This is a genomic window from Streptomyces sp. NPDC043878 (assembly GCF_056435735.1).
Map to the genome: position 1 here is coordinate 189,246 of NZ_JBWKDW010000007.1, position 21,847 is coordinate 211,092.

At 73.2% G+C, this 21,847-nt stretch carries 18 protein-coding genes; 10 read left to right on the top strand and 8 right to left on the bottom strand.

Annotated elements, in window-relative coordinates; translation table 11 throughout:
* Positions 1-128: 128 nt before the first annotated feature.
* A complete protein-coding gene (locus AC07AZ_RS12620) occupies positions 129-710 on the bottom strand; it encodes a sigma-70 family RNA polymerase sigma factor (protein WP_478846716.1) in 582 nt (193 codons plus the stop codon).
* A 320-nt stretch (positions 711-1,030) separates the two neighbouring features.
* On the opposite strand from AC07AZ_RS12620, the gene AC07AZ_RS12625 reads away from it, so the two are divergent.
* Positions 1,031-1,411 (top strand): STAS domain-containing protein, encoded by a 381-nt coding sequence (locus AC07AZ_RS12625; RefSeq protein WP_478846903.1) that lies wholly within the window; start codon positions 1,031-1,033, stop codon positions 1,409-1,411.
* A gap of 169 nt (positions 1,412-1,580) precedes the next feature.
* Complete coding sequence (locus AC07AZ_RS12630; RefSeq protein ID WP_478846718.1) at positions 1,581-2,093, top strand: EF-hand domain-containing protein; 513 nt, start codon at positions 1,581-1,583, stop codon at positions 2,091-2,093.
* On the opposite strand, the gene AC07AZ_RS12635 is transcribed toward AC07AZ_RS12630, so the two are convergent.
* Positions 2,077-3,990 carry a class I adenylate-forming enzyme family protein gene (locus tag AC07AZ_RS12635; protein WP_478846720.1) on the bottom strand — a complete coding sequence of 638 codons (1,914 nt, stop codon included), beginning with the start codon at positions 3,988-3,990 and terminating at the stop codon, positions 2,077-2,079. The genes AC07AZ_RS12630 and AC07AZ_RS12635 overlap by 17 nt on opposite strands.
* A gap of 168 nt (positions 3,991-4,158) precedes the next feature.
* Between AC07AZ_RS12635 and AC07AZ_RS12640 the strand changes: the two genes are divergently transcribed.
* The 4 genes from AC07AZ_RS12640 (at position 4,159) to AC07AZ_RS12655 (ending at position 8,721) form a co-directional block, all read left to right on the top strand.
* Positions 4,159-5,352 (top strand): amidohydrolase family protein, encoded by a 1,194-nt coding sequence (locus tag AC07AZ_RS12640; protein WP_478846722.1) that lies wholly within the window; start codon positions 4,159-4,161, stop codon positions 5,350-5,352.
* The gene (locus AC07AZ_RS12645) at positions 5,352-6,509 is read left to right on the top strand and encodes an acyl-CoA dehydrogenase family protein (protein WP_478846724.1); all 1,158 of its coding nucleotides are present in this window, start codon (positions 5,352-5,354) and stop codon (positions 6,507-6,509) included. Before AC07AZ_RS12640 ends, AC07AZ_RS12645 begins: the two co-directional genes overlap by 1 nt.
* Before the next feature lie 8 nt (positions 6,510-6,517).
* Complete coding sequence (locus tag AC07AZ_RS12650) at positions 6,518-7,711, top strand: acyl-CoA dehydrogenase family protein (RefSeq protein ID WP_478846726.1); 1,194 nt, start codon at positions 6,518-6,520, stop codon at positions 7,709-7,711.
* A 518-nt stretch (positions 7,712-8,229) separates the two neighbouring features.
* Positions 8,230-8,721 (top strand): ATP-binding protein, encoded by a 492-nt coding sequence (locus AC07AZ_RS12655; RefSeq protein ID WP_478846728.1) that lies wholly within the window; start codon positions 8,230-8,232, stop codon positions 8,719-8,721.
* A gap of 467 nt (positions 8,722-9,188) precedes the next feature.
* On the opposite strand, the gene AC07AZ_RS12660 is transcribed toward AC07AZ_RS12655, so the two are convergent.
* Positions 9,189-10,124 (bottom strand): cyclase family protein, encoded by a 936-nt coding sequence (locus AC07AZ_RS12660; protein WP_478846730.1) that lies wholly within the window; start codon positions 10,122-10,124, stop codon positions 9,189-9,191.
* A gap of 83 nt (positions 10,125-10,207) precedes the next feature.
* On the opposite strand from AC07AZ_RS12660, the gene AC07AZ_RS12665 reads away from it, so the two are divergent.
* Genes AC07AZ_RS12665 through AC07AZ_RS12675 form a run of 3 tightly spaced genes read left to right on the top strand, consistent with a single transcriptional unit; the run spans position 10,208 to position 13,371 of the window.
* Positions 10,208-11,119: an SDR family oxidoreductase gene (locus tag AC07AZ_RS12665; protein ID WP_478846732.1), complete on the top strand. Its 912-nt coding sequence runs from the start codon at positions 10,208-10,210 to the stop codon at positions 11,117-11,119.
* Between the two features lie 50 nt (positions 11,120-11,169).
* Positions 11,170-12,309, top strand: a complete 1,140-nt coding sequence (locus tag AC07AZ_RS12670; protein WP_478846734.1) for an acyl-CoA dehydrogenase family protein — start codon at positions 11,170-11,172, stop codon at positions 12,307-12,309.
* A gap of 12 nt (positions 12,310-12,321) precedes the next feature.
* Positions 12,322-13,371 (top strand): alcohol dehydrogenase catalytic domain-containing protein, encoded by a 1,050-nt coding sequence (locus tag AC07AZ_RS12675; protein WP_478846736.1) that lies wholly within the window; start codon positions 12,322-12,324, stop codon positions 13,369-13,371.
* A 34-nt stretch (positions 13,372-13,405) separates the two neighbouring features.
* On the opposite strand, the gene AC07AZ_RS12680 is transcribed toward AC07AZ_RS12675, so the two are convergent.
* Complete coding sequence (locus tag AC07AZ_RS12680; protein ID WP_478846738.1) at positions 13,406-14,461, bottom strand: GlxA family transcriptional regulator; 1,056 nt, start codon at positions 14,459-14,461, stop codon at positions 13,406-13,408.
* A gap of 71 nt (positions 14,462-14,532) precedes the next feature.
* On the opposite strand from AC07AZ_RS12680, the gene AC07AZ_RS12685 reads away from it, so the two are divergent.
* Positions 14,533-15,849, top strand: a complete 1,317-nt coding sequence (locus tag AC07AZ_RS12685) for an MFS transporter (protein ID WP_478846740.1) — start codon at positions 14,533-14,535, stop codon at positions 15,847-15,849.
* A 13-nt stretch (positions 15,850-15,862) separates the two neighbouring features.
* Here the strand turns inward: AC07AZ_RS12685 and AC07AZ_RS12690 are convergent, their stop codons facing one another.
* The 4 genes from AC07AZ_RS12690 to AC07AZ_RS12705 all read right to left on the bottom strand — a co-directional run bounded on the left by AC07AZ_RS12690 (position 15,863) and on the right by AC07AZ_RS12705 (position 21,352).
* The gene (locus tag AC07AZ_RS12690; RefSeq protein ID WP_478846742.1) at positions 15,863-16,471 is read right to left on the bottom strand and encodes a flavin reductase family protein; all 609 of its coding nucleotides are present in this window, start codon (positions 16,469-16,471) and stop codon (positions 15,863-15,865) included.
* Positions 16,472-16,512: 41 nt separating this feature from the next.
* A complete protein-coding gene (locus AC07AZ_RS12695; RefSeq protein ID WP_478846744.1) occupies positions 16,513-17,388 on the bottom strand; it encodes an enoyl-CoA hydratase/isomerase family protein in 876 nt (291 codons plus the stop codon).
* Positions 17,389-17,428: 40 nt separating this feature from the next.
* A complete protein-coding gene (locus tag AC07AZ_RS12700) occupies positions 17,429-19,681 on the bottom strand; it encodes an acetate--CoA ligase family protein (RefSeq protein WP_478846746.1) in 2,253 nt (750 codons plus the stop codon).
* A 132-nt stretch (positions 19,682-19,813) separates the two neighbouring features.
* On the bottom strand, positions 19,814-21,352 hold the full coding sequence (locus tag AC07AZ_RS12705; RefSeq protein ID WP_478846748.1) for a flavin monoamine oxidase family protein: 1,539 nt from the start codon (positions 21,350-21,352) through the stop codon (positions 19,814-19,816).
* Positions 21,353-21,847: the final 495 nt, after the last annotated feature.

Sequence of the window (21,847 nt, forward strand, 5' to 3'; positions counted from 1 at the left end):
GCCGCCGCCACCGTTGTCGGCGTCGTCCGTGTCCCGGCCGGGTCCCTGTTTGTCGGGTCCCTCCCGGTCGTGAGCCCCGCGGCCGGGGCCCCCGCGTTCGTCGTCCGCCGCGAACGGGCTCAGGTCGCTCACGCCGCACCTCCGTATCCGGGCGGCGTTCCCGCCGCTCCGGCGTCGTGCGCGGTGGACAGCAGCTGGAGGCCCAGGCGCAGCCGGCGGCGGGCCTCGTCCTCGGTGACCCCGAGGTCGGCGGCGGTCTGGCGGTAGTCGCGGCGCTGGAAGTAGGCCAGCTCCAGGGCCGCGCGCAGGGGCGCGGGCATGGACTGGACGATGTAGTCGGCGCGGGCGGCGACCGAGGCGTGACGCACCTTGCGCTCCAGTTCCTCGGTGGAGCCGTGGCCGGCCCTGGCCAGCGCGGCGGTCTCGGTGGCGCGCAGCCGCTGCACGGCGAGGCGGTGGGTCAGCGTGGCGACCCAGGAGCGCAGGGGCCCCTGCCGGGGGTCGTAGGCGTCGGGGTGTTCCCAGACGTGGGTGAAGACGTCACGCGTGATGACGTCGGCGGCGCGCTCGTCGCCGAGCACGCGGTGGGCGAGACCGTGCACCAGGGAGGCGAAACGGTCGTAGAGCTCGCCCAGGGCGGCCGCCTCACCGCGTGCGAGGCGCTGCTGCATCCTGCGGTCCCAGCGGGGCGGTGCGTCCCTCTTCGCCATGCGACCCCCTCACCCTGCCCGTTGTCCCCGGCCAAGCCTGCGTCCACCGTCCCCTCGAATGTAGTCGGCACGGCCGGGAACGCACGCCCCTTTGTGGCAATGTGCGCCCCCCGGTGAACCAGTGGTGATAGAAGGCCTCGGCCTCGGCGCCGGCCCTTCCCCCGGGTCTCGGACCCGATCGAACAGGATCGAAGGCGACGGGAACAAGCCCCTTTCGTTCGGTGGCCGTTTTGTCTGCCGTGTTTCCGGGAACGGCCGCTGGGCAGCCGCGCTGCAAGGAAGCGTAGGGATTGCTTCCGTTACGTCCGGCGACGAAGGGCATGGTGGTGACGTTCAATGTGACGGACGGTGAGCAGGGCGACTGGGTCGTGCTGCGTGTGTCGGGCGAGCTGGATCTGGTGACGTCGCCGCTGCTGCGTCAGCCGGTGCACGACGCGGTGGCCGAGGGCCGCCACAGTGTCGTCATCGATCTTTCCGAGGTGTTCTTCTGCGACTCCAGCGGGGTGGGCGTGCTGATCGCCGTCCGCCGCCTGATGCGCTCCTGCCAGGGCCGGCTGCGGCTGATCCTGCCCGCTCAGGGGGCGGTCGACGGCTCGCACGTGAACCGGGTCCTGGGCGCGCTGGGCGTCCGCCGCCTCTTCGACGTGTACGCCGACGTCGACGACGCCCTCAAGGAGGAGGCGGAGCCGTTGCCGGTGTAGGGCGGGTACGTGTGGCACGGACGGGGCGCGTGCGGTCGCTCCGCCACACTGTTGTCCCGAAATTCCCCCGGTCTTGGCACAAGCGTCGATTTCCGGCTCCGGGACCGCCGCCGGCGTCGTACGCTCCGTGCCAGACGCACCCCACGCGAGGTAAGGCGGCAGGAACGAGATGGCCAGCAGCGAGTACGAGCGCAGGATCGCCGCCCGGTTCGCCACCTTCGACCAGGACGGCAACGGCTACATCGACCGCACCGACTTCAGCGTGGCGGCCAAGGCGCTGCTCGCGGAGTTCGGTACGGCGGCCCGGTGCGACAAGGGTCAGGCGCTGTACATCGGCGCGGAGGCGTTCTGGCAGGGCATGGCGGGAATCGCGGACCGGGACGGCGACCAGCGGATCACCCGGGAGGAGTTCGTGAACGGCGCGGTCAAGCGCCTGCGCGACAACCCGGAGCGGTTCGCCGAGATCGCCCGCCCCTTCCTGCACGCGGCGCTCGCCGTCGCGGACGCGGACGGGGACGGCCGGGCCACCGTGGCGGACACCGTACGGGTGCTCACGGCACTCGGGGCGAGCGAGGAGACGGCCCGGACCGCGGCCGCCGTCCTCGACACGGACGCGGACGGCAAGGTCGGCGAGACGGAGATCGTGTCGGCGTTCGCCCGCTACTTCACGGTCGCCGAATAACGGTCCCCGAGCCCGCCCCTGTCCCGGTCCCCGAGCCCGCCTCCGTGTCGGTCTCCGAGCCCGCCCCGCTGCCGGTCCCCGAACTCGCCCCCGTGCCGGTCTCCGTGTCGAGCTCCGGACCCGCCCCCGTGCCGGTCTCCGGACCCGCCCCCGTGCCGGTCTCCGAGCCCGCCCCCGTGCCGGTCTCTGGACCCGCCTCCGCGCCGGTCCCCGAACTCGCCTCCGCGCCGGTCCCCGAACTCGCCTCCGCGCCGGTCCCCGAACTCGCCCCCGCGCCGGTCTCCGAGCCCGCCCCCGCGCCGGTCTCCGAGCCCGCCCCCGCGCCGGTCCCTGAACCGGGCTCCGACCCGGCCTCCGACCCCGCCTCCGCCCCGTCCCCCGGTCCCCCCTCCGCCCCACCCCCCGCATAGCGTTCGCGCAGCTTGTACTTGAGCACCTTCCGCAGGGTGTCGCCCCGCGGAAGGGCGTCGACCACCTCCAGCCGCTCCGGCAGCTTGTGCACCGCGAGCCCCGCCGCGCGCAGGTACGAGCTCATCTCGGCCGCCGTCAACCCGGCTCCCTGGGGCGGCCGTTCGACCACCGCGCAGACCAGCTCCCCGCGCTCGGCGTCCGGCAGCCCGACGACGGCCACGTCACCGACGGCGGGGTGGCCGTGCAGCAGGTCCTCGATCTCCTTCGCGGAGATGTTCTCGCCCTTGCGGATGATCACGTCCTTGAGCCGGCCGGTCAGCACCAGGTGCCCGCTCCCGGTGAGGTGCCCGAGGTCACCGGTGCGCAGGAACCCGTCCTCGTCGAAGGCCGCCGCGGTCTGCGCGGGGTCCAGGTAGCCCTGGCAGACGGCCTCTCCGCGCAGCCGCACCTCGCCGTCCACGATCCTGATCTCCATGCCGTCCGGCGGGCGCCCCTCGGTCGTCGCCAGGTTCTCCGCCGTGTCGTCCGGCGCGCCCATGGTGATCATCGGCACCTCGGTCATGCCGTACCCGTGGGTGAGCCGCACCCCCATCTCCCGCTCGACGCTGTGCTGGAGCTCCGGCGGCTTGGGCGCCCCGCCCCCGGCGAGCAGCCGCAGGGTCGGGATGAGCCTCGTCTCCGGCCGTCTGCGCTGTTCGGCCAGGAACATCGAGTAGAACGCCGTCGACCCGCCCGCCACGGTGACTCCGTGCCTGCGGTAGCCGTCCAGGGAGGCGGGCAGCGCGAACTGCTCGAACAGCACCGCCGGGAAGCCGTACAGCAGCAGCATCACCGTGTAGTCGGGGCCGCCGATGTGGGCGTACGGGAAGGCGATGGAGCCGACGTCGGCGGCCGTGGGGCGCAGCGCGTGTCCGAGGCAGGAGCCGCCCGCGATGAGTGAACGGTCCGTGTGCAGCACGCCCTTGGGGTCGCTGGTCGTGCCCGAGGTCCAGTAGATCCAGCGGACGGACGTGCCCTCGCCCGGCGGGTCGGGCAGGACCCGCGGATCTCCGTCGGGCAGTGCGTCGTACGCCTCGAAGACGCCCTTCGCGCCGAGCCGACGGGCCATCTCCGTGTGGTCGAAGCCCCGCCACGTGCCCGGCACCGCGAAGTACTCCGCCTTCGACTCGCGCAGCGCGAACCCGACCTCACGGTCCCGCAGGAAGGGGATGACCGGGCTCTGGACCGCGCCCAGGCGGGCCAGCGCGAAGGACAGCAGCACCGTTTCGACGCGGGTGGGCAGCTGCCAGGCGACGACCGTGCCGGGGCGTACGCCCATGCCGTACAGCCCGGCCGCGACCCGCTCGGCGCGGTCGCGGAGCTCGCCGAAGGTCAGGGTGCGCTCGTCCTGGAGGAAGACGGGGCGGCCGGGGGTGAGGCCGGCGCGGCGGGAGGCGAGCTCCCAGAGGGTGCGGGAGGAATCCAGGGCGTGCGCGGTGTCGGTCATGACAGGCACCCTCTTCTGCGGCTCGGCTCGCCTTGTTTATCTGACGGCGCGTCAGATCGTGCCGAGAGCGTAGGGCTCGTCGCCTTGTCGGTCCAGGGGTGCGGGAGTAGCGTCCCAGTGGCGCGGTATCTGACGGGCCATCAGATAAGCGACTCCGGTGGAGGACCCATGACCGAACTGCCCCGCATCATCAGCGTCGACGACCACGTGATCGAGCCCGCGCACCTCTTCGAGACCTGGCTGCCGGCGAAGTACCGCGAGCGCGGACCCCGGCCCCTCACCGCCGGCATCGGTGAACTCGCCTACGTGGCGGGCAAGTACCAGATCACCATGGACCCGGACGGTCCGCCGACGGACTGGTGGATCTACGAGGACCTCAAGTTCCCGTACAAGCGCAACATCGCCGCCGTCGGCTTCGACCGCGACGAGATGACCCTGGAGGGCATCACCCGCGCCGAGATGCGGCGCGGCTGCTGGGACCCGAAGGAACGCCTGGCCGACATGGACCTCAACCACGTCGAGGCGTCCCTGTGTTTCCCGACCTTCCCCCGCTTCTGCGGCCAGACCTTCGCCGAGGCGCACGACAAGGAGGTCGCGCTGGCCTGTGTGCGCGCCTACAACGACTGGATGGTCGAGGAGTGGTGCGGCGACAGCGGCGGCCGGCTCATCCCGCTGTGCCTGATCCCGTTGTGGGACGTGGAGCTCGCGGTCGCGGAGATCCGGCGCAACGCCGCGCGCGGGGTGAGGGCGGTGACCTTCTCCGAGATCCCCACCCACCTCGGCCTGCCCTCCATCCACTCCGGCTACTGGGACCCCTTCTTCGCGGTCTGCCAGGAGACCGGGACCGTGGTGAACATGCACATCGGGTCGTCCTCGCAGATGCCGGCCGCCTCCCCGGACGCACCGCCCGCCGTGCAGGCGTCGCTCTCCTTCAACAACGCGATGGCCTCGATGATGGACTTCCTCTTCAGCGGCGTCCTGGTGAAGTTCCCGCGCCTCAAACTCGCCTACTCCGAGGGGCAGATGGGCTGGATCCCGTACGCCCTGGAGCGCGCCGACGACGTGTGGGAGGAGCACCGGGCATGGGGCGGGGTGCGTGACACGATCCCCGAGCCGCCCTCCACCTACTACTACCGGCAGATGTTCTGCTGCTTCTTCCGCGACAAGCACGGCGTGGCCTCGCTGGACGTGGTCGGGCGCGACAACGCCACCTTCGAGACCGACTACCCGCACGTCGACTCGACCTTCCCGCACACCAAGGAGGTCGCCCTCGACCATGTGAAGGGCCTCGACGACGAGACGGTGCACAAGCTGATGCGCGGCAACGCGATCCGCATGCTGGAACTCGACCTGGACGACTAGTGGACCTCGCCGACACCCCCGAGGAGGAGGAGTTCCGGGCCCGGCTGCGGGAGTGGCTCGGCAAGGCGCTGCCCTCGCTCCCGCCGAAGCCGCCCCCCGACGACTGGCCCGCGCGCCGGACCTACGACCTCGGCTGGCAGCGGATGCTGCACGGCGCCGGGTACGCCGGTCTGCACTGGCCCGTGGACGCGGGCGGCCGCGGAGCGACCCCGACCCAGCACCTGATCTTCCTGGAGGAAACCGAGAAGGCGGGCGCGCCCTACGTGGGCGCCAACTTCGTCGGACTGCTGCACGCCGGCCCCACCATCGCCGCCGAGGGCACCCCGGCGCAGCGGGCGCGCTGGCTGCCGCCCGTCCTGCGCGGCGAGGAGGTCTGGTGCCAGGGCTTCAGCGAACCGGACGCCGGCAGCGACCTCGCGTCCCTGCGCACCCGCGCACACCGGGACGGTGACCACTACGTGGTCAACGGGTCCAAGATCTGGACCTCGCACGCCGAAGTCGCCGACTGGTGCGAGCTGTTGGTGCGTACCGACCCGGACGCCCCCAGACACCGCGGGATCACCTGGCTGGCCATGCCGATGGACGCGCCCGGCGTCACCGTACGGCCGCTCAGGACCCTGGCCGGGTCCGCGGAGTTCGCCGAGGTGTTCCTCGACGACGTACGGGTGCCGGTCGCCAACCGCGTCGGGGACGAGAACGACGGCTGGCGCGTCACGATGGTCACGCTGTCCTTCGAGCGCGGCACCGCGTTCGTCGGCGAGGTGGTGGCCTGCCGGCGGGTGCTGGGCGAACTCGCCCGCGCCGCACGGCACGACGGCCGCTGGGACGATCCGGTGCTCCGGCGGCGGCTGGGCAGGCTCAACGCCGAGTTCCGGGCGCTGTGGCGGCTGACGCAGTGGAACGTGAGCGAGGCGGAGGCCGGCGGGACGGGCGTGCCCGGGGTGGGCGGCTCGGTCTTCAAGCTGCGGTACTCGCACGCCCGTCAGGAGCTCTACGACGCCGCCGCCGACGTCCTCGGCCCCGAGTCCCTCGACCTCGACCGGCCGTGGGTGCTCGACCGGCTGTCCGCGCTGTCGTACACCATCGCGGCCGGCACCTCGCAGATCCAGCGGAACATCGTGGCCGAGCGCATCCTCGGCCTGCCGAAAGGGCGGTGACGGCGGCCATGAGGTTCCGGCTCACCGAGGACCAGCGGGCACTGCGGGACGGCGTACGGGGGCTGCTGGCCCGCCGGTTCGACACCGCGGCGCTGCGGGCCGCGGCCGACACACCCCGCCTGGACCGGGCTCTGTGGCGGGAGCTCGGCGCGGCCGGGTTCTTCGCGCTGCGGCTGCCCGAGCGCGAGGGCGGCGTCGGACTCGGCCTCACGGAGACGGTGTTGGCCTTCGAGGAGGCGGGCCGCGTGCTGCTGCCCGGCCCCCTGGTGGCCACCCATCTCGCGGCGGGCGGGGTGCCGGGCGCGGCCACGGGGGAGACGGTCGTGACGACGGTCCTCGGCGGACTCGTGGAGTGGCTGGCGGAGGCGGACGTCGTGACGGGGGACGCCGGGGACGCCGTTGCCCTGCGGTCCCTGGATCCGCTGACCCCCGTGCACCGGGTACCCCGGGTGGTGCCGAGGGCGGGGGGCTCGGCGGCGCCGCCGACCCCCGTGCACCGGGTACCCGGGGCGGCCCCGGCGCCGGGGGGTTCGGCGGCGACCGTGGCGTCTGCCGGGCCGGAGTACGGGATGCTCACGGCGCCGGGTGCCGTGTCCGCGGGGACGGCGTTCGGGCCGCCCTCGGCGACCGCGGTGCCGGTGGAGGGCGCGGGGGGCGACGGGGCGGACGCCGTGACCCCTGCGACCGGCGCGCCCCCTGCGATCCCTGCGGCCGCCCCGACCGGCGTGACCCCTGCGACCGACGCGACCGGCGTGACCCCTGCGCCCGGCGCGCCCGGCGCGCGCGGTGTCGATCCGGTCGCCGTGCTCCTCACCGCCGCCGAGCAGCTCGGCACGGCCGGCCGCACCTGTGAGCTCGCGGTGCAACACGCCCGGACCCGGGAACAGTTCGGGCGGCCGATCGGGTCCTTCCAGGCGGTCAAGCACCTGTGCGCCGGAATGCTCGTACGGACGGAGGTCGCCCGCGCCGCCGTCTACGCGGCCGCCGTCACCGCCGGACCCGCCGACATCGCGGCGGCCCGGCTACTGGCCGACGAGGCCGCCGTGCGCGGCGCCCGCGACTGCCTCCAGGTGCACGGCGGCATGGGGTTCACCTGGGAGTCCGAGGTGCATCTGCATCTGAAGCGGGCCTGGGTGCGGGCGCGGCGCTGCGGCGGGAACGCGGAGAGCGAGGAGCTGCTCGCGGCCGATCTGCTGACGTGACGCACGCGGGGTGCGGCTGGTCCGCCGGATCGCGGACCCCGCCGGAACGGTTGTCGCGGATTGTGGCAGACCGGAATGACGGAGCGTCGATATCGGGTTGTGTCCTAGGCGTGACTCGTCACGTCCTGGAGTCGGAGCCGTGCTCCGGTACCTTGTGTGAGATGCGAGTGGTTCCGAGCACGAGCCATGCCGGTGTCGCCTCCCAGGCGCCTCCGGATCCGGCGGTGCGCGCCGTTCCTCGCCCGGTGAGAGGGCCCGCGGCCCCCACCTGTTCGACTCCCCGCGACGAGCGTCGCACAGTATCCCGCACGGGTACTCCTTCGCGCTGGAATATGCCCGAAGCGCTTGTTGGGGTGACTGTGCGTCAACCATGCTGTCGCGTAAGGGACTCACGTTCAGTGACCCTGGCTCTGGCCGTTGTTCTGGTCATGCAAAAAATGGCTACGATCGTGGCCCTCGTGAGGCGCGAGGCTATGTGTCCGCCGGTTCGGATGGTGTGAGCGGTGCAGGTGCTCCAAGTGCAGCTGGAAGTCCGGCCCGACCCCGCTGAGGTGGGGCGAGCGCGGCGGTGGACCCGCTCCCGGCTCGCCGGGTCCGGCATAGAGGCCGACGAATCCCTCGCCGAGATCGTGATCCTGCTCGTGTCCGAACTCGTCACCAACGCCGTGGTGCACACCGGCTGTCCGGCCGTCCTGCGGCTGTCCCTGCCCGACGGGGCGGAGGAGCCGGCCACCGTACGCCTCGAAGTGGCCGACTCCAGCTGCCGGGCCCCGGTGCCCCGGTGCGCGGACGGCGAGGAGACCGGCGGTCGCGGGCTCGCCCTGGTCGACGGCCTCGCCGACCGCTGGGGCTGGAGCCCCGAGGGTGCCGGCAAACGCATCTGGTGCGAACTGGACCGCCGTACACCGGCACGGGAGCCCGCGGCGGCCTACGGCGGTGCCGCGTCGGCGTCCGGACCCGTCCCGGCGTCCGCGTCCGCCTACGAGGGGCTGGCGTTCGAGGTCGTGTGACCGGTGTTCCGGCCGCCCGTCCCGGTCCGTTCTCCGCGCGCCGCGGTACGGCGCGGCCGGGGGCACGGATGCAGCCGCCCGGCGAATCCCGGGCCGGCCGGGCAGTGATGCGCCGGGATGTGCTTCCGTGCGCGCCCGTGGCAAAAGGCGTGTAACCGACTAATCACCGATCGGGTGTTGACGTGACCTGTCCGTTTGATCACGCTTGTGGTCGGCGATTCACCGCGAGGGGACGACGAGGGTTCCGGTGACGGGAACCCTCGGCGAGTGTGGGTCGTGATTCGGCGTCGGCTCCCGCGGGGCCAGGTGGAGTCGGGGCGGTACGCCGGAGTCGGATGGCGGTGCGCGGCGCCGTGCTCGGGGCGGGTGGGGGGCACTTGCCGGCCGGGCGCGGACGGGGTGGGGGAATGCGCACCGCCGTCCGACGCGTCACACGGGCGACCGCCGGATGCCGGAGGGTGTCGCCGTCACAGAACGGCGACGGGTGCCACCGGTGTTCCGGTCGCGCCGACGAAGGGTTCGGGCATCGCCGACAGCAGGAACGCGTACCGCCCCGCTTCTCCACAGGCTGTGGACAACTTTTCGAGATTCCAGTTCTGGCCCTGGAGCATCCCCATCTCCACGAGGTCGAGCGCGTGCACCGGCAGCCACAAGTCCTCTATTTCGGGCGGAAATATCTCAAAGGTCAGCGTGTCGTTGGCGACCGCCGCGACATCGCGCGCGTGGAACCACTCCGGGGTGCCGATCGAGAGCCCCGGCGACGGATAGCCGTACGCGTCCCGGTCCCCGGCGAGGTAGACCTGGATCTGCCCGGTCCGTACGAGCACGATGTCTCCGGCGCGTACGCGGACACCGGCGAACTCCTCGGCGGCCTCCAGGTCCTCCGGGGTCACGGCGTGACCGCCGGCGAGCCGGTCCACGCCCCGCGCGCGTGCCACGTCGAGCAGGACCCCGCGCGAGACCACGTGCCGCGCCTTGTCGATACCGCTGAACTCGGCGCCGCCGTGCGGGGTGATGGTGGCGGCCGGGCGGCCGTTGTAGATCCGGCCCGAGTGCGAGACGTGGGTGAGCGCGTCCCAGTGGGTGGCGGCCTGCAGTCCCATGGTCACGGCGTCGTCGCTGCACGCCACGGTGCCGGGACCGAAGATCTCCTGGTTGATCTGCACCATCGCGTGCAGGGGGTTGACCCGTCCCGGGATCATCCCGGTCTGCACGCCGTCCTGCCGCAAGGGGAGGGCCAGCGGGACCCGGCGGCCGGTCCGGACGCAGGCGGCGGCCTCGCGGACGACCTCGTCGGTGATCAGGTTGAGGGTGCCGATCTCGTCGTCCGCCCCCCAACGCCCCCAGTTGTTCACGCGCTTGGCCATGTCGTGGAACGCGGGATGGAGCGCGGGCGGCGACATCTGTCCTCCCCGGGGCTTGTCTCCGGCCGTCTGCCGGGACATAAAATCTAACGGTCCGTCAGAAACCGCGGGAAGGGGCCGGCGTGGGGAACTTCTTGGCAGGCAGGGTCGTGGCCGTGACGGGTGCCGGCCGGGGCATCGGCCGCGCGGTCGCGCTGGCCGCGGCGGCCGAGGGCGCGCGCGTCGTCGTCAACGACTACGGCGTGGGGGTGGACGGCGCGTCACCGGCCAGCGAGGTGGCCGAGGCCGTCGTCAAGGAGATCGTGGCGGCGGGCGGCGAGGCGGTCGCGGTCGCCGACGACGTCTCCACGATGGCGGGCGGGCAGCGGATCGTCGACGTGGCGCTGTCGTCGTACGGGCGGCTCGACGGCGCCGTGTGCGTGGCCGGCATCCTGCGCGAGCGGATGCTGTTCAACATGGCCGAGGAGGAGTGGGACCCGGTCGTGGCCACCCACCTCAAGGGCACGTTCACGGTGTTCCGGGCCGCGTCGGCGGTGATGCGCACCCAGCGCTCCGGCACCCTGATCGGCTTCACCAGCGGCAACCACCAGGGCTCGGTGTCGCAGGCCAACTACAGCGCCGCGAAGGGCGGGATCATCTCCCTGGTGCGCAGCGCGGCGCTCGGCCTGCACAAGTACGGGGTCACCGCCAACGCGGTCGCGCCGGTCGCCCGGACCCGGATGTCGGCCGGTGTCCCCATGGAACTCACCGAGATCGGGGAGCCGGAGGACGTGGCCGCGCTGGTCGTCTACCTGCTGTCGGAGCGGGCGCGGGAGCAGCGGATCACCGGCCAGGTGTACACGATCGCCGGTCCCAAGCTCGCCGTGTGGGCCCAGCCGAGGGAACTGCGCGCCGCGTACGCGGAGGGCTCCTGGACCCCGGAGCGGATCGCCGACCTCCTGCCCGGCACTGTCGGCACGGACCCGATGCCGCTGCTGGAGAGGGTCGCGGCGATGGAGCGGGCGGCACGCGAGGGGACGCGGCCCAACACCTGAGCACCCGACGGCGGGAACGGGCACCTTCCAGTCAACGTGAGGCGGCAGTCGTGGACTTCGGATTCATGCACGAGGACGAGACCTTCCGCGCGGAGGCGAGGACCTGGCTGGCCGCACACGCCGACCCCGGCCAGGACCGCCGCACCTGGGAGCGCACCCTCGGCAAGGCCGGCTGGATCGGCCTGGGCTGGCCGCGCGACGGCTACGGCAACCGCACCGCCACCCTCACCCAACAGGTCGCCTGGGCCGAGGAGTACGCCCGCTCGCCCGCGCCCCCGCGCTCCGGGCACATCGGCGAGAACCTCCTCGCGCCCACCCTCCTCGCCCACGGCAGCGACGACCAGCGGGCCCGGTTCCTGCCCCCGATCGCCGCCGGTGAGGAACTCTGGTGCCAGGGCTACAGCGAACCGGGCGCCGGCTCCGACCTGGCCGGACTGCGCACCACCGCCGTACGCGAGGCGAAGGGGACCTACCGCGTCACCGGGCAGAAGATCTGGACCTCGCTCGCCCACGAGGCGGACTGGTGCTTCGTGCTCGCCCGGACCGAGCCGGGGTCCAGGCGCCACCACGGGCTCAGCTTCCTGCTCGTCCCGATGGACCAGCCCGGCCTGGTCGAGGTCCGGCCCATCCGGCAGCTGACCGGCACCAGCGACTTCAACGAGGTCTTCTTCGACGGGGCCCGCGCGGAGCACGTCGTGGGCGGCGAGGGCGCGGGCTGGCAGGTCGCGATGAGCCTGCTCGGCTTCGAACGGGGGGTGTCCACCCTCGCCCAGCAGATCGGCTTCGCCGAGGAACTCGGGCGGGTGGTGCGGACCGCCGTCGCGACGGGCGCGGCCGGCGATCCCGTCGTACGGGACCGGATCGTCCGCCAGTGGGCCGAGCTGCGCACGATGCGCTGGAACGCGCTGCGCACCCTGGGCGGCTCGGGCGACGCGGGCGCGCCCAGCGTGGCCAAGCTGCTGTGGGCGGGCTGGCACCAGCGGCTCGGCGAGCTGGCGATGCAGGTCCGGGGCGCGGCGGCGGGCGTCGGGCCGGCCGACTGGACACCCTCGGCGCCGTACGAACTCGACGCGCTCCAGCACCTGTTCCTCTTCTCCCGGGCCGACACGATCTACGGCGGCTCGGACCAGATCCAGCGCACGATCATCGCCGAGCGCGTGCTCGGCCTGCCGAGAGAACCCAGGGTCTGAGGGGGCCGTGTGATGCGAGGCGTGGTGTACGACGGGAAGCGGATCGACGTCGTGGACGATCTGGCGGTGCGGGACCCGGGGCCCGGTGAGGTGCAGGTCGCGATCTCGGCGGCCGGACTGTGCCACAGCGACCTGTCCGTGGTGGACGGCACCATACCTTTCCCGGTTCCTGTGGTGCTGGGCCATGAGGGTGCGGGGGTCGTCGAGGCCGTGGGTGTGGGCGTCACCCATGTGGCGCCGGGCGACCACGTCTCGCTGTCCACGCTCGCGAACTGCGGCACCTGCGCGGAGTGCGACCGCGGCCGGCCCACGATGTGCCGGAAGGCGATCGGGCGCCCGGGACAGCCCTTCACCCGGGCCGGGCAGCCGGTGTACCAGTTCGCCTCCAACTCGGCCTTCGCCGAACGCACGGTGGTCAGGGCGGTCCAGGCGGTGCGCGTCCCCGACGACATCCCGATGCCGTCCGCCGCGCTGATCGGCTGCGGAGTGCTGACCGGGGTGGGCGCCGTGCTCAACCGGGCCAGGGTGGACCGCGGGGACAGCGTGCTGGTGATCGGCACCGGCGGCATCGGGCTGAACGTCCTCCAGGGCGCGCGGATCGCGGGCGCCCTGCGGATCGTCGCCGTGGACGCGAATCCGGCGAAGGAGGAGGTGGCCCGGCGGTTCGGCGCGACCGACTTCCTGACCTCGACCGAGGGCGTGCGGGACCTGCTGCCCACGGGCGTGGACCACGCCTTCGAGTGCGTCGGCCGGGTCGAACTGATCCGCCAGGCGATCGACCTCCTCGACCGGCACGGCCAGGCGATCCTCCTCGGCGTGCCCCCGGCGACGGCCGAGGCGTCCTTCCTCGTCTCGTCGATGTACCTGGACAAGTCGGTCCTGGGCTGCCGCTACGGCTCCTCCCGCCCCCAGCGCGACATCGCCCTGTACGCCGACCTCTACCGTGAGGGCCGCCTCCTCCTCGACGAACTGGTCACCCGCACGTACCCGGTGGAGGACTTCGAGAAGGCGGCGGCGGACGCGGAGGCGGGACGGGTGGCGCGGGGGGTGCTGACGTTCTAGTGCCGCGGCGGGGCGGACGTTGCCTGTCGCGGCACTAGCCGCGCCGGGCGGCCTCGGGGCGCGGCCGGCTCCCGACGGCCGCCGGCCCGAGGTCGCCTGTGCGGAACGTACGGCGGTACGCCGTCGGGGTGACGCCGAGTGCCGTCTGGAGGTGCTGGCGCATGGACTGGGCCGTGCCGAAACCGGCGTCGCGGGCGACGCGGTCCACGGACAGGCCGGTGGACTCCAGAAGGTGCCGGGCGCGTTCCACGCGCTGCTGGGTGAGCCACTGGCCGGGGCTCACGCCGGTCTCCTCGCGGAAGCGGCGGGTGAAGGTGCGCACCGACATGGCCTCCTGCTCGGCCATGTCCCGCAGCTGGATCGGTTCGTGCAGCCGGCCCAGCGCCCAGGCGCGGGCGGCCGTCGTGGTGGCCAGCTGCGGCTCGGGCAGCGGGCGGTGGATGTACTGCGCCTGCCCGCCGTCGCGGTGCGGCGGTACGACGGTACGGCGGGCCACGTCGTTGGCGACCGCCGTGCCGTGGTCGCGGCGCACCATGTGCAGGCACAGGTCGATGCCGGCGGCGACGCCCGCCGAGGTCAGGACGTCGCCGTCGTCGATGAACAGGACGTCCGGATCGACCCGGACCCGCGGGAACAGCCGCTGGAAGCGGTCGGCGTCGGCCCAGTGCGTGGCCGCGGGGCGGCCGTCGAGGTGGCCGGCGGCGGCCAGGACGTATCCGCCGGTGCAGATGGCGGTGAGCCGGGTGCCGGGCCGGACGCGGGCGAGGGCGGCGGCCAGTTCCGGGGTGAGGACGCCCTCCTCGTAGACCGGGCCCAGTTCGTACGACGCCGGTACGACGACGGTGTCCGCGGTGGCCAGGGCCTCCGGGCCGTGCCGTACGTCGATGGCGAAGTCGGCGTCGGTCTCGACCGGGCCAGGCGGGCGGACCGAGCAGGTGACGACCTCGTACAGGTGCCGCCCCTCGGCGTCCGTGGGGCGGCCGAAGATGCGGTGCGGGATGCCCAGCTCGAAGGGGAGCAGGCCGTCGAGGGCGAGGACGACGACGCGGTGCGGACGGAAACCCGTGGCCGGTCCGGAAGGCGATTCCATGGCCCGATCCTAACGAATGCTGACTTCCGGGCCACTCGCTCGGAACGGCCCGGGAACCGAAGCTCTATCCCGTGACCCAGACAACCGACGCCGCGGCCGCCACGACGGCACCCGAGCCTCCCCGGTCCCACCGTGTCCACCGCGCCTGGTTCGTCGCCGCCGTCACCTTCGTGACGATCATCGGCGCCGCCGCCTTCCGGTCCCTGCCCGGGCTGCTCATCGACCCCCTGCACCGGGAGTTCGGCTGGTCGCACGGCACGATCGGCGCGGCCGTCTCCGTCAACCTCGCGTTGTACGGACTCACCGCGCCCTTCGCGGCCGCGCTCATGGACCGCTTCGGCATCCGGCGGATCGTCGCCGGCGCGCTCACCGTGATCGCGATCGGCTCCGGCCTGACGGTGTGGATGACGGCGGCCTGGCAGCTCCTGCTGTGCTGGGGCGTGCTGGTGGGCCTCGGCTCGGGTTCGATGGCGCTCGCCTTCGCCGCGACGGTCACCAACCGCTGGTTCACACAGCGCCGTGGTCTGGTCACCGGCATCCTCACCGCCGCGTCCGCCTCCGGCCAGCTGATCTTCCTGCCGCTGCTGTCCTGGATGGTGGAGGCGCACGACTGGCGCCCGGCGGCCGTCACGGTGGCCCTGGCCGCTCTCGCGGTGGTGCCCTTCGTCTGGCTGCTGCTGCGCGACCATCCGGCCGACGTGGGCCTCGCGCCCTACGGTGCCGAGGAGTTCGTCCCCAAGCCCGCCCCGGTCGCCGGCGCCGCCCGCCGAGCGGTCACCGTCCTGTCCAGGGCGGCCCGCACCGGCCCCTTCTGGCTGCTCGCCGGGACCTTCGCGATCTGCGGTGCCTCCACCAACGGCCTGGTGCAGACCCACTTCGTGCCCGCCGCCCACGACCACGGGATGCCCGTCACCGCCGCGGCCTCACTGCTCGCGGTCATCGGCGTGTTCGACGTGGTCGGCACGGTCGCCTCCGGCTGGTTCACCGACCGCTACGAGCCGCGCCGGCTGCTCGCCGTCTACTACGCGCTGCGCGGCATCTCCCTGCTCTTCCTGCCGATGCTGCTCGCGCCGGGCGTGCGCCCGCCGATGATCTTCTTCATCGTCTTCTACGGCCTCGACTGGGTCGCCACCGTCCCGCCGACCGTGGCGCTGTGCCGGGAGCAGTACGGCGAGGACAGCGCGATCGTCTTCGGCTGGGTCCTCGCCTCCCACCAGGTCGGCGCCGCGCTCGTGGCCTTCCTCGGCGGAGTCGTGCGGGACGTCTTCGGGACGTACGACATGATCTGGTACGCCTCCGGTGCGCTGTGCGCGGCGGCGGCACTGATGGCGCTGGTGATCCGGCGGCGACCGGCCGCGCCCGCGGGGCGGCTCGCGGTGGCGGGCTGAAGCACCGGCGGGATCAGACGAAGCGTCCCCGGTGGAACAGCAGGGGAGGCGCGTCCTCGGCGCCCGTGCCCAGGGCGTCCACCCGGCCCACCACGATCAGGTGGTCGCCGCCGGTGTGCACCGCGTGGATCGTGCAGTCGATCCACGCGAGCGCGCCCGCGATGCGGGGTGAGCCGGAGACGGGCGCCGGGTCGTGCTCGACGCCCGCGAACTTGTCCGTGCCGCTGACCGCGAACCCCCGGCACAGTTCGCCCTGGTGGGCGCCCAGGACGTTCACGCAGAAGGCGCCCGCGCGCGCGATGCGGGGCCAGGTCGCCGACGTACGGCCGACCATGAAGGCGACCAGCGGCGGATCGAGGGACAGCGCGGAGAAGGACTGGCAGGCGAAGCCGGCGGGACCCGCGGCGGAGTCCTCGCCGCGAGCCGCCGGTGCCGTGACGACGGTCACGCCGGTCGCGAAGGCTCCCAGTACGCGCCGGAAGTCGGCGGGGGCGACCGGCGCCCGCTCGTCCGCGCCGACGCACCGCAGGTCCGGGCGGGGCAGCGCGTCCACCGGAGCGGGCGCGATCCCGGCCGACCTGAGGTAGCGGACGGCGGCTTCCGCTGTGCCTGCTTGTCCCATCACCTCCCCATTGAAGCTGACGGGCTGTCAGATGGGAAGCCTCAGCGGCCCCTGTACTCGGGGCTCCGGCGCTCCACGAAGCTCGCCACTCCCTCGCGGGCGTCCGCCGTCGTCATGTTGATCTCCTGCGCGGCCGCCTCGGCGGCGAAGGCGGTGGCGCGGTCACCGTCGAGGGAGGCGTTGACGAGCTGCTTGGCCAGGACGAGCGCCCGGGTCGGACCGGCGGCCAGCCGCTCGGCCCACGCGCGGGCCGTCCTGTCCAGCTCCCCGTCCGGCAGTACCCGGTTGACGAGACCCAGTCGTTCGGCGTCCGGCGCGGAGAGGGCGTCCCCGAAGAACATCAGCTCCTTCGCCCGCTGCGGGCCGATCAGCCGCGGCAGGAGATAGGCGCCACCGCCGTCCGGCACCAGTCCGCGCCGGACGAACACCTCGATGAACCGGGCGGACTCCGCCGCGAGCACGAGGTCGCAGGCGAACGCGAGATGCGCGCCGAGGCCCGCCGCCGTGCCGTTCACGGCGGCGACCACCGGCTTCTCGCAGTCGAGCACCGCGGAGATCAGGCGCTGCGCGCCGAGCCGGATGGTGCGGGCCACGTCACCGGGCGCGCCCTCCCCGACCCCGGTGGCCCCCCGCAGGTCCGCGCCCGCGCAGAAGCCGCGGCCGCTCCCGGTGAGGACGACGGCCCGGACGTCCGGGTCCGCGGACGCCTCGGAGAACAGCTGGACGAGGTGTTCGCGCAGGTCAGGGGTGAGGGCGTTGAGGGCCTCGGGCCGGTTGAGGGTGATGCGGCGGACGTGGTTGTCAGTGGCGTGCGGTACCAATTGATCGACGGACTTTTCCGTCATGACGGATTCGGCAGGCGCGGCGGGCTCGACGGGCCCGCCGCTCTCGACGGACTTCGCGGGGGAGGCAGTCATGGGGGTGCTCCGCTTCTTGGTGACGCTGGTCAGGAGCCGGTTATCGCTGTTCGCGCGGTTCGGGGCCAGGTCGGCACACCGCCAGCGCGTCCAGGGCCACGGCTCCCTGTCCCCTGGGCAGCACCATCAGCGGGTTGATGTCGAGCTCCGCGAGCTCGTCGCCGAGTTCCAGTGCCATCCGCTCCACCCGCAGAACCACCTCGACCAGCGCGTCGAGATCCGCCGGGGGGCGTCCCCGGACCCCGTCGAGAAGGGGCCGCCCGCGCAGTTCCTCCAGCATGTCGCGCGCCTGCTTCTCACCGAAGGGCGGCACCCGCACGGCCACGTCCCGCAGCACCTCCACGAGCACCCCGCCGAGCCCCACCGTCACCGTCGGCCCGAACAACTCGTCGTGGGTGACGCCGACGACCATCTCGACGCCCCGCTCCACCATCTGGCACACCAGGACGCCGTCCAGCGCGACCCCCTCGTAGCGGGCGATGTCGGTCAGTTCGCGGTAGGCGTCACGGACCTGGCTCGCCGAGGTGAGCCCGATCTTCACCAGGCCCAGCTCGGTCTTGTGGGCGATCTGCGCGCCGGACGCCTTCATCACCACGGGGTAGCCCACCAGGCCGGCCGCCCGTACCGCCGCCGCCGCGCTCGTCACCAGCTGCTCGCGCGGCACCCGGATGCCGTACGCCCGCAGCAACTGCTTGGCCGCGTGCTCGCTCAGCTGCTGCCCGGGCCGCATCAGCGCCCGCGCCTTGCGGAAGGAGGGCGACAGCGCGCGGGCCGCCTCGTCGAAGGGGGAGCGGTAGCCCGTCACGAAGCGGTGATGGCCGAGGTAGGCACGCACGGCGGTGACGCAGTTCGCCGCGGTGCGGAAGGTGGCCACCCGCGAGGAGCCGAGCAGCACCTCGCGGTACGCCGGCTCGGTGCCGACCGGCGACCCCCACACCACGCACACCAGTTTGTCCGTGTGCTCGGCCGCGTCCACCAGGTCCTGGACCAGCTTGTCGCTGAGCGGCGGGAAGGGCCCGGTGATCGGGCAGATCAGCACGCCCACCTCCGGGTCGTCGAGGATCGCGTCGATGATCTGCCGCCCGCGCCGGTCGCCGACCGGATGGCCGCCGTTGTCGACGGGGTTGGCCACGTTGAGATACTCGGGGATCCACTGGTGCAGTTGCGCCTGCCTGGCCTGCGACAGGACGGGCAGCCGCAGTCCCGCCCCGGTCGCCAGGTCCGCGAAGTGCGCGCCGGTGCCGCCCGAGATCGAATAGACGACGACCCCGTCGGCGCGGGGCGGCTTCGCCCGGGCCAGCAGGGCGCTGGTGTCCTGGAGTTCGTCGAGGCCGTCGACGCGGATCACGCCGTACTGCCGCATCGCCGCGTCCACCACCGCGTCCGCGCCGGTCAGTTTGCCGGTGTGGGAGGCGGCGGTGCGCGCGCCGGTCTCGGTGCGGCCGACCTTGACGGCGACCACCGGCACCCCGCGCCGGGCGGCCCGGTCGGCGGCGAGCAGGAAGGAACGGCCGTCCTTCAGCCCCTCGACGTAGCAGGCGATGGCGCCGACCTCGGGCCGCTCGGCGAAGTAGGAGATGAAGTCGGCGGTCTCCAGGTCGGCCTCGTTGCCGGTGGGCGCCCAGTGGGAGAGGCGGATGCCGAGTTCCTGGAGGGCGAAGACGGGTCGCCCCTGGTGCCCGGACTGGGTGATGAGGGCGATCGCCGGTCCGTCGAGGTCGTCCCGGAACCGCTCGAAGGCGTTGAGGTTGGTGTTGGGTCCCAGCAGCCGGGTCCCGGACCGTTTCACGGCGGCGGCGAGCCGGGCCTGGGCGGCCGCGCCCTCCTCGCCCGTCTCGGCGAATCCGGCGGCGAAGACCACCGCGAACCTCGCCTTGGCCTCGCCCAGTTCCTCGATCAGGGGGAGCGGATCGGCGACGAGCAGTACGGCGAGATCGACCTGTTCGGGCAGGTCGGCGACGGAGGGGAGGCAGGGGATGCCGAAGACGGACGGGCGGCTCGGATGCACCGGGTGCAACCGGGCTCCGACCCGCTCCGCCCAGGCGATCAGCTGCCGGGTGACACCGGCGTTCGGCCGCCCCTCGGCGTCCGAGGCGCCGACAACGGCGACGGACTCCGGCCGGAAGAAGCGGTCCAGATCCGGGACGTCGCCGTACAGCGGCCGGCCGCTGACGTCGAGGTCGTCGACGTCGGCCGGCCTGCCGTGGACGGCGGGCCCGGGTTGCTCGCCACAGGCGATGACCCGGGCCCGGCGGGAGTCGGTGGTGAGAGTGCCGTGGGTTGATCCAAGCATCTGTCCGCCCGCTGTTTGTGTGACAGCCAATAACTGACGCTCTGTCAGATTAACGAACTGACGGCGCGTCAGGAACAGTTGTGCACGCAAAGTTGGGAGACCCGGCGGCCAGGCCGGCCGTCCGGCGCCGGATCACAGGGCCGCCAGCACCTCCTTGGCCACCCGCTCGCCCGAGCGGACCGCCCCGTCCATGAACCCGTTCCAGTAGGTGGAGGTCTCGGTCCCGGCCCAGTGGATACCCCCGACCGGCTCGCGCAAAGCGGGCCCGTACTCCGTCAGCACCCCGGGTGGCGCGAAGGCGACCGGTCCGCCCCGGGAGAACCGCTCGTTGTCCCAGCGCTGCAGCACGAAGGAGGTGGGTGACTTGGCCCTGTCCCCGAAGTAGGCGGCGTAGTCCTTCAGGACCGCCGCCCTGACCTCGTCGGAACTCGCCGCGTCGTACGCCCGCATCTCGTCGGCCTCGATGAAGCCCATCAGCGCTCCGTAGGAGGCGTCGGGCGGCGAGTTGTCGAACGTCGACCGGGCGAGACCGGTGTCGCTGACCACCTGCCCGTTGAGTCCGTCGGCCCGCCAGAAGGGGGTGTCGTAGACGGCGATGGCCTTGCCGATCGACCCCATCGGCATCCGCTGGGTCAGCTGGTCGCGCGCGGCCGGCAGCAGCGGGCTGTAGGAGATCCGCGCGGCCAGCGGCGGCGGCAGCGCGACGACCACGCGGCGCGCGGTCACCGTGATCCCGTCGGCGGTCACCGTGTACGTGCTGCCCGACCTGTCGATCGAGCGCACCGGCGCGCCCAGCACCACCCGGTCGCCGAGGGTGGCGGCGAGCTTGACCGGCACCTGCTGCGAGCCGCCGACGAAGCGGGACTCCTGCGCGCCGCCCGCGGTCTCGGTGAGCCGCTCCAGGGTGCCGGGGTGGGCCTCGTTGCCGGCGGCGGCGATGTAGAAGAGGACGTAGAGGAGGGAGAGTTCACGCGGCTGCGCGGAGAAGATCGACGTACAGGCCACGTCGAGGAGGAACTTGGCGGACGGGACGACCGCGTTGGCGTTCAGCCAGGACTCGAAGGTCTGCCGGTCCCACTCGGCCGCCTTGGGGGCCGTCCAGGGGGCGTCGAGCGGGATCTGCCTGGCCATGTCGTCGAGCGAGGACTGCACGATGGCCGCGTTGGCGAGCCCGGCGACGTCGACCGGAGGGACCGAGCCGAGCAGTCCGTCGGTGGCGTAGGGGGACTTCTTGCCGTCCTTGTAGAGCAGGTTCTTGCCGGTGTTGTAGGTCGTGAAGGTCGCCACGCCCAGGGAGTCGGCGAGTGCCTTGATGCGGTCCTGGGTGGGGCCGATGAACTCGCCGCCGCCCTCGGTGACACCACCGTTGGCCAGCGGCAGGTTCACGACCCGGCCGCCGACGCGGTCGCGGGCCTCCAGGACGGCCACGGTCCTGCCGCCGGCCACCAGGTCGCGGGCCGCGACGAGTCCGGCGATACCGCCGCCGACGATCGCGACGTCCACGTCACGGGTCGCCGCGGCGGAGGTGGTGGCCGCGGAGGCGGTGGCGGCCGTGGTGCCGGTGAGGGCGGCCCCGCCGACGGCCGCCGCGGCGCCGCCGAGCAGGGTGCGCCGGGACAGGGCGTCGGGCCGGTCGGCCGTGCGGGGGGAGAGCTGTCTTTCGCGTGCCACGTGCGTCCTCCGTCGAGAGCGAGAGGTGGGGCGGAGCCAGAAAGATGAGCAGTGCTCACATTCTGGCCCCGTGCGACGGCGCGGGACAACGCTCCCGGCACAACTGACGCGGGAGTAACGAGATTGATAGGGAAGGGAGTTGGGGCAGTCGCGGGCGCCGAGGGGACTTCGGGGACGCCCGGTCGCCTCCGCCTCCGCCTCCGCCTCCGCCTCCGCCTCCGCGCCCGCCCCGCTCCCGCCCTGCTCTCGCTCCCGCCCTGCTCTCGCTCCCGCCCTGCTCTCGCTCCCGCCCTGCTCTCGCTCCCGCCCTGCTCTCGCTCCCGCCCTGCTCTCGCGCCCGCCCCGCACCCGCTCTCGCTCCCGCCCCGCGCCCGCTCTCGCTCCCGCCCCGCGCCCGCTCTCGCTCCCGCCCCGCGCCCGCTCTCGCTCCCGCCCCGCGCCCGCTCTCGCCCCGCGCCCGCTCCCGCCCCGCGCCCGCTCCCGCCCTGCCCTCGC